The 1546-nt window shown below is 71.4% G+C and carries 2 protein-coding genes; both read right to left on the bottom strand.

Annotated elements, in window-relative coordinates:
- Nucleotides 1–258, bottom strand: a 258-nt coding sequence (locus AC30N0_RS03520; protein WP_489516551.1) for an enoyl-CoA hydratase/isomerase family protein, incomplete at its 3' end; no start/stop codon positions are given.
- Nucleotides 259–301: 43 nt separating this feature from the next.
- A partial coding sequence (locus tag AC30N0_RS03515) for an oxidoreductase (RefSeq protein ID WP_489516550.1) occupies nt 302–1546 on the bottom strand: 1245 nt, incomplete at its 5' end.

The following is a 1546-nucleotide window of genomic DNA, read 5'->3' as shown; positions in this document are numbered from 1 at the left end:
CACGTCGCCGCCCGAGCAGAAGTTGTTGCCGGCGCCTTGCACGACGACGCAGTGCACGTCGGTGGCATAGCGCAACTGGCGGAACAGGTCGCGCAGTTCGGCATAGGAGGCGAAGGTCAGCGGGTTCTTGCGCGCGGGGCGGTTCAGCGTGACGACACCCACGCCGTCCTCGACCTGCCAGTGGAAATGCGCTGCGGTGTGGCCGGCGAGCGTGACGCGGTTGCCGGCAACGAGGGTGGGGTCGACGCGGTCGGGCATGGGCGAGATCGGGGTTCGGATCGAAGCCGCCATTGTCGAGGTTCTAGCCCTTGCCGGACTGCGCGGCACGCTCGCGCTGGAACAGCGCTTCCATCTGCGGTTTGCCGCTCGAGTACTGCTGGGGCCAGGCGATGCCGGTGTAGCCGATCTTGGCCGCCTCGGTCAGCGTCCAGGCCGGGTTCGCGAGGTGCGGCCGGGCGACCGCGCAGAGATCGGCGCGGCCGGCCGAGACGATGCTGTTGACATGGTCGGCTTCGCTGATCGCGCCGACGGCGATCGTCGCGATGCCGGCTTCGTTGCGGATGCGGTCGGCAAACGGCGTCTGGTACATACGGCCGTAGGTGGGCTTCTGGTCGGCGCTGACCTGGCCCGAGGAGCAATCGATCATGTCGACGCCGGCTGCCTTGAAGGCGCGGGCGATCTCGACCGCGTCGTCGGGCGTGATGCCGCCCGGCACCCAGTCGTGCGCCGAGATGCGCACCGAGATCGGCAGGTGCTGTGGCCACACCTCGCGCAGCGCCGTGAAGACTTCGAGCGGGTAGCGCAGGCGGTTTGCCAAGGCGCCGCCGTAGGCGTCGTCGCGGTGGTTGGTCAGCGGCGAGATGAACGACGACAGCAGGTAGCCGTGGGCGCAGTGCAGCTCGAGCCAGTCGAAGCCGGCCTCGGCGGCGCGGCGCGCGGCACCCACGAAGTCGTCCCGAATGCGGTCCATGTCGGTGCGGGTCAGCGCGCGCGGCACCTGGCCGCCCTCGGCGAGGTAGGGCACCGGCGAGGGCGCGACGATCGGCCAGTTGCCGTGGGCCAGCGGCCGGTCGGCGCCATCGCCCGCCCAGGGCTCGTTGGTCGAGGCCTTCGGCCCGGCGTGGCCGAGCTGGATGCCGATCTTGGCGTCGGTCTGGTGGTGCACGAAGTCGACGATGCGTTGCCAGGCCTCGCGCTGGGTGTCGTTCCACAGACCCGGGCAGCCCGGGGTGATGCGGGCATCGGGGCTGGTACAGGTCATCTCGGCCATCACCAGGCCGGCGCCGCCGAGCGCGCGCGCGCCCAGGTGCACGCGATGGAACTCGCCGGGCACGCCGTCGACGCAGCAGTACTGCGCCATCGGCGAGACGACCACGCGATTCTTCAAGGTCACGCCGCGCAGGGTGTACGGCGTGAACATCGGCGGGATAGACGACGGCCCCCAGGCTGCGGTCGCGGCGCTGCCGCGATCCTCGCCACCCCCCGGGGGGGCTGCGCCGCCTGGGGGCGGCCCGGCGGCGGCGCGCTGGGCGAACCACCGCTCGAA

Source organism: Rhizobacter sp., from assembly GCF_031412495.1.
Lineage (GTDB): Bacteria > Pseudomonadota > Gammaproteobacteria > Burkholderiales > Burkholderiaceae_C > Schlegelella_A.
This window is presented reverse-complemented; position numbering and strand designations above follow the sequence as displayed.